6 protein-coding genes and 1 pseudogene are annotated in these 5,323 nt (G+C 35.0%); all 7 read right to left on the bottom strand.

Going from position 1 to position 5,323, the window contains the following annotated elements:
* Positions 1-72 precede the first annotated feature (72 nt).
* Positions 73-801 carry an NADase-type glycan-binding domain-containing protein gene (locus HMPREF9193_RS00035; RefSeq protein WP_021685980.1) on the bottom strand — a complete coding sequence of 243 codons (729 nt, stop codon included), beginning with the start codon at positions 799-801 and terminating at the stop codon, positions 73-75.
* On the bottom strand, positions 801-1,721 hold the full coding sequence (locus HMPREF9193_RS00030; protein WP_021685979.1) for a C39 family peptidase: 921 nt from the start codon (positions 1,719-1,721) through the stop codon (positions 801-803). Before HMPREF9193_RS00030 ends, HMPREF9193_RS00035 begins: the two co-directional genes overlap by 1 nt.
* Positions 1,722-1,752: 31 nt before the next feature.
* On the bottom strand, positions 1,753-2,325 hold the full coding sequence (locus HMPREF9193_RS00025; RefSeq protein WP_021685978.1) for a hypothetical protein: 573 nt from the start codon (positions 2,323-2,325) through the stop codon (positions 1,753-1,755).
* A complete protein-coding gene (locus tag HMPREF9193_RS00020; protein ID WP_021685977.1) occupies positions 2,326-3,009 on the bottom strand; it encodes an NADase-type glycan-binding domain-containing protein in 684 nt (227 codons plus the stop codon).
* Between the two features lies 1 nt (position 3,010).
* On the bottom strand, positions 3,011-4,303 hold the full coding sequence (locus tag HMPREF9193_RS10605) for a C39 family peptidase (protein ID WP_021685976.1): 1,293 nt from the start codon (positions 4,301-4,303) through the stop codon (positions 3,011-3,013).
* Positions 4,291-5,055, bottom strand: coding sequence for an eCIS core domain-containing protein (locus HMPREF9193_RS00010; RefSeq protein ID WP_021685975.1), 765 nt, complete (start codon positions 5,053-5,055; stop codon positions 4,291-4,293). Before HMPREF9193_RS00010 ends, HMPREF9193_RS10605 begins: the two co-directional genes overlap by 13 nt.
* Positions 5,052-5,323 (bottom strand): annotated as a pseudogene (locus HMPREF9193_RS00005) (hypothetical protein); the annotation flags it as partial. The pseudogene HMPREF9193_RS00005 and the gene HMPREF9193_RS00010, both read right to left, overlap by 4 nt.

Raw genomic sequence — 5,323 nt, 5'->3', positions numbered from 1 at the left:
TATGCATACAAGGCATTTTGTATTGAGCGGTTCATCGGTTCACTATCCGTTTGATTGAGAAAGTACCTTCATTTATTCCTTGTCCTTACGAAAAAAACTTTTCTTCCGCTTTGTAACTTCAGGTTTCTTTTCTTTTACAACATCCGCGGTTGCGTGCAGTTCACTTATGCAAGTATCATCATATTTTTCTCCGGGGTAGACTTCTAAAATGGTAAGTTTGAGAAAAAGATAAAGACTTCCTTCCTTGTATGGAGCTTTTGGATTGAAAATAAAATTGAACTTCTGCTCGTCCATTCTATCCTCTAATTCAATTTCCGTTTCATAGGATATCCATGGTTCTCCTATAGCTTGAGTTCCCCTGAAATCTTCATAAGCACATAAAGGTACTTCGTATATTGTTATTTTTGCTTTTTTTACACGATTATTATTCTTAAAAACGATTTCATTTTTGCAGAAACCGTTATTAATTCTAAGAGTAATGTTTATTCTCTTTTTTAATATATCATGTTCATACCCTAAATATTGATAATCACCATTTATAGGAATAATTATCCATGCACCTATACCGGCATTATTATCACCTTCAACCCATGCAGTTGCTAAATTTTTATCCCGTATTTTTTCCCATTCATATTCTCTAGCAGAATATCCTTTTTCTATTAGAACCGAACTTCTTCCTGCTTGCCAATAAACATCTTTCTGTAACCATTCCCAAAATCCGGAAGCGGACTCTTTTGTAAAACTATAAGCAAATAGGGATAAAATTAATATATTATATACAAGAACTATTAGCTTTTTCATTATTTATCTTCCTTTTCGCTTAAATATCGTATCCAGTTTTTCCCAATTCTATATTTATTCTTGGGATATTCAACATAAGCACCGTTTTTATCCGATCCATATTGGTTATTTTTACCCTTTTCTAGATTTCCATAAGGATCATGAAAAATTAAAGTCTTCGCTGTATAACCGACACAAACAACAACATGTCCACCGGAATTAAATTTTATATCTACTATAACAGGATTTCCAATATCAATTTGTTCAGTTATTTTTGATAAATCTTCATCTTCAGATTTAAAACCGGTTGAAGCATCATAAATATCAGTAATTTTGGGAATGACTTTTTCGTATGTAGCTTTTACAGGCGTCCACAACTTTTCGCCGCTACGCCCTTCTTTCTTAGCAATCTCGTACAGTTCATCTTCCAACTGTTTTGTAGGATCTGTAGGCTTTATACCTTTAGAGGCTAATACCATTGCAAGAGATGTCAATTGACACATTACATCCCCGTATACTCTGTTCTTTCCGGTTCCTTCATCGGTTGTATTATCCCTTTGATGAAAATACGGTACGTTCCCAAGAACTTTGCCTGTTCCGTCATCCAGCTCGATTATAGTTCCGTTCATTCCGCTGATTCTGCTTCCAAAGACTGCATATATTTCCGGAAACTTATTAAAGGCTTCTTCCTTAATTTTATCCCCTTTATGTTCCGGGGTAATGTCTATTTTTAATTCATTTCCATATATATTAAAATCCGTAAAAGTGCGTCTTTTTTTGTCTTTTGTTGGAATGTTCATTCCTGCAGTACTGTCATAATCATAGCCGGCAACTTGCAGCATCATATCTGCTCTTTTTTGTCCTATACCGAGTTTTTCTCCAAAAAACTTTGACCTACTGCTTTTTTCACTATTAGTTGATGAAAAATTCGTTCTGTACATATCACTACAACTATTATACATCCGCCGCTCTTTATATTCCCTGATAATTACAAGTTACGGCAACAACATAATAGTCACCGTCTATTGCCTGCAGAATTATACAGACTGAAAACCAGTCCATTTCTCCATACGTGCCGCTAGGGGAAGCATAATATTCTACAAATTTGCATTTTGGATAAATTTCATAAAAATTGTTATACCTTCTTGAATCATCATATCCTGTAGAAGTAATAAACTTATTAATGGAGTCCTTGGAGAATCTTTCTGCTTCACATCTATAATTTCTCTGTATAAAATCTTTTATAGTTAATTCATCAGGATTGTCAGGATCATCTGTAAACCAATTATACAGTGCGGTATCACTTTCACAATTTGCTATTTCATTCTTTACAAACTTCCTTTGAAAGTCAGGATAGATAAATGGAATTGGGGATAATCTAATGCCTTCTTTATCTTTTATAAAAGACGCCATTTTTACATAATCTCCTGAAATCATTGCGTGTAAAAACGTATCGGCTGTTTTTTTTACATCGTCACTTGCCTTGCAGCAAAAACAGATACATAAAATAAAAATACTTAAGCAATACATTTTTTTCTTCATCATTCAGTTACCTATTTCTGCTGTTGCATGCAGTTCACTGATACAGGTATCATTATATTTTTCTCCAGGATATATCTCTAAAATTGTCAAGCGAAGAAAAAGATCTACGCTTCCTTCAACGTCAGTGAAAGATTGTATTTCGGTATCAAAGTTGAAAACTTGAAGTTTGTTTGTATCGTCTATATGTATTTCAAATTCTTTTAATATCATTGGCCCGGGTTTCAATGCAAAAGTTCCTGTCTGAGCAACTCTAAGAGGAACAGCATAAATAGTTATCAAAGCCCTTTTTACTCTGTTGTTATCTTTAAACAGTTTTTCACTTCTACAAAACCCATTATTTATTTGCAATTTTCCTTCTATCTTGATATTCGATAAAATATCTTCAAAGAATAAGCTCGGAAGAAATCGAACTTCTATGGTTACGTATTCACCAATTCCTGCTCCGGCTGCTCCTTCAGCCCATGTAGTTGAAATGCTTCTATCCCATATTTTATTTAATTCATATTCAGTCTCTGGTTTATTCCTTTCGATAAGCACGGAGCTTCTACCTTCTTGCCAAAGTCCATTATTTTTAAAACGTTCAATATAAGCTGTTACATCTTCTATAGAAAAAAAAGAGCTTTGACCGGTTAACTTGCTTATAGTATAGATTGCTAAGACTAGTGCTATAATAATTTGTTTCTTCATATTATTTTCTTTTGCTTAAATATCTTATCCATTTTTCGCCAATTGACCATTTGTTATATGGATATTCAACATAGGCACCGTCACTATCAAATCCATAGCTGTCGTCTCGTCCCTTGTTCAAATTGCCATAAGGATCGTGTACTATAAAACCGCACTGCGTATATCCTACTACAACTATTATATGTCCGCCGCTCTTAAAATTTATTGACATAATCACAGGATTTCCCTTGTCAATTTCCTGTTTTACATCTTCTGTTTCATAACCATTGTCTATTCCTGCTACCGTATAGTCAGATGAAACCTCTTTTATAACTACATCATATAACTTTGCAGTTTTTTCCCAGAGATTATCCCCTCCATAGCCTTTTTCTTTTGCTATTTTGTATAATTCATCCTCAAACTGCATCTGAGGATATTTTTGTTTTATACCTTTAGTCTTTAGCACCATTGCAAGAGATGTAATTTGACACATATAGCCCGCTCTAACAGGTGGATCTTCCGTTGCATTGTCTCTTTGACTGTAATAAGGAACTGTTGTAATGATTTTACCCTTCCCGTTGTCAAGTTCAATAATGTTTCCATTTATTCCTGTTATCAGCTTGCTCCATTTCTTGTAAATCGTGTAATATTTTTCATATATTTCTTTTTTGATTTCGTCTTTCGGTTCTGGAATCTTTTCTATTTTATTTCCATAACAGTCAAATTCCGCTTCCGCATTTTTTTCTGCAATCCATTTTTTTGCATCTATATCATACTTATACCCTGCATTACAAAGTACATTCTCCATCTCTGTGCTTGTACCGTCTGCAAGAACCGGTAGTCCTGCATACCTTGCTAAAAATCCGGCTCTACTACCATTTCCCGGATATTTATGATATTCTTCTTTGCCGTCCGGAAAGATTTCAAGAACATCATTTCCGTTTTTATATTCAATTGATTCGACTTGCCCATTAGATGATAATCTAACAATCCAACCTTGAAAATCATTTGGTGTATCAGTATCAATTTGGCAATCTTTGACAGAAGTAAAACTTTCCAAGTCATAATACAATGCAAGCAGTTTAGCCTCATTGAACAGTTCTTTAATTCCTTCAAGATTGAGCCTGTTGTATACTTTCTGTTGTAAGTTGTTTGAGTTTATAAAACCTGCAAACTCATCCATGCCCTCAAAAAGAATGTTGGCTTCAGGAAGCAGTTTCTTTTTATTCCGTTTTGCTTCTTTTAATGCACCAAGATACTCTTTGAATATCTTGGTTACATATTGTTCGGCCTTATATCTGCTTATTGCAGCCATTTTATTTCACCTCGTTTTAATCTTGTTTCCAGGTTTATTAAATAATCCAATTTCTTTTTTTCATTTGAAATCATCGCATATTCATTTTGTATCTTTTCAACTTCCATTTCTGCAAGTGCGCTTATTTCTCGTTTGATCTTGGATTTTCTTATTCTTTTGTATTTTCCTTTTATTTTGATTACAATTTCCGGGTCAGGGTTATATTCTTGTTGTACTTCTTTTGCTTCCGCTTCCGCCTCTTTTTCTTCTACAGTTGAGTTCCGATACGCTTCTGTGTTTTTGTTTTGGGCAATATGAGTTAATTCATGTGCAAGTAACTTTCTTCCTTCTTCCGTTTCCGGTTTATATGCTCCGTTTCTAAAATATATAGTGTTTGCAACAACAAGGGCAAGTGCATGGTTTTGCCTAGCGTATTCGTCCGCTGCAGGTCCGTAACTGATTTTCACTTGTTCAATATCAGTATCGTTTGTGCGGTTAAATTCGTTTAGTATTACCGTATCAAGGCTGTGTTCTCTGTTATACTCCCAGCTTTTGTATACTATCTGATCAGGTGTTTGATATTCCATAAACTCGGCTTCTTTTTTGGGGCTTTCCGAATCTATCTGTAATTTTAGATAATTCTTTCGGTTGTGCGATTTTGCAAAATTTATGGCTTTTCCGATAAAGTTGTCGATTTTCTTTATAAAAGAATCAGCGGCTTTCAAGAGTTCTGTATACGTATACTGCTTATCCATATTGTCTTTACCACTCATCCATGCACTCCGAGTCTATTTTTTATCTCATCGTTTAAGCTGTTTTCGAACCATGCGGTATCTTTTTTGACTTGCTCTTCATCAAGTTTTTCTCCATCCTCTTCCGCATGTCCTACGTCCCAAAACTGGTTTTTTGCAAAAAGCGGATCACTTTTTGCAAGGGCGGCTTTATCATGCTCGTAGTTGGCGTTTATGCGTGCCATACGCAACTTTTCTTTGTCGGCAGCAGACAGGGTAGGCGAGTGCTCTGCCGGGGAGCGGGCTTCGG

The sequence above is a fragment of the Treponema lecithinolyticum ATCC 700332 genome, assembly GCA_000468055.1.
Taxonomy (GTDB): Bacteria; Spirochaetota; Spirochaetia; order Treponematales; family Treponemataceae; genus Treponema_C; species Treponema_C lecithinolyticum.
The sequence above is the reverse complement of the archived record's forward strand: the minus strand, read 5'-3'. Positions and strand labels throughout refer to the sequence as shown.

Coding starts and splice junctions, on each gene's coding strand:
- HMPREF9193_RS00030 (WP_021685979.1), bottom strand. CDS start 1,721: ATGTACAGAACGAATTTTTCATCAACTAATAGTGAAAAAAGCAGTAGG.
- HMPREF9193_RS00010 (WP_021685975.1), bottom strand. CDS start 5,055: ATGAGTGGTAAAGACAATATGGATAAGCAGTATACGTATACAGAACTC.
- HMPREF9193_RS00020 (WP_021685977.1), bottom strand. CDS start 3,009: ATGAAGAAACAAATTATTATAGCACTAGTCTTAGCAATCTATACTATA.
- HMPREF9193_RS10605 (WP_021685976.1), bottom strand. CDS start 4,303: ATGGCTGCAATAAGCAGATATAAGGCCGAACAATATGTAACCAAGATA.
- HMPREF9193_RS00035 (WP_021685980.1), bottom strand. CDS start 801: ATGAAAAAGCTAATAGTTCTTGTATATAATATATTAATTTTATCCCTA.
- HMPREF9193_RS00025 (WP_021685978.1), bottom strand. CDS start 2,325: ATGATGAAGAAAAAAATGTATTGCTTAAGTATTTTTATTTTATGTATC.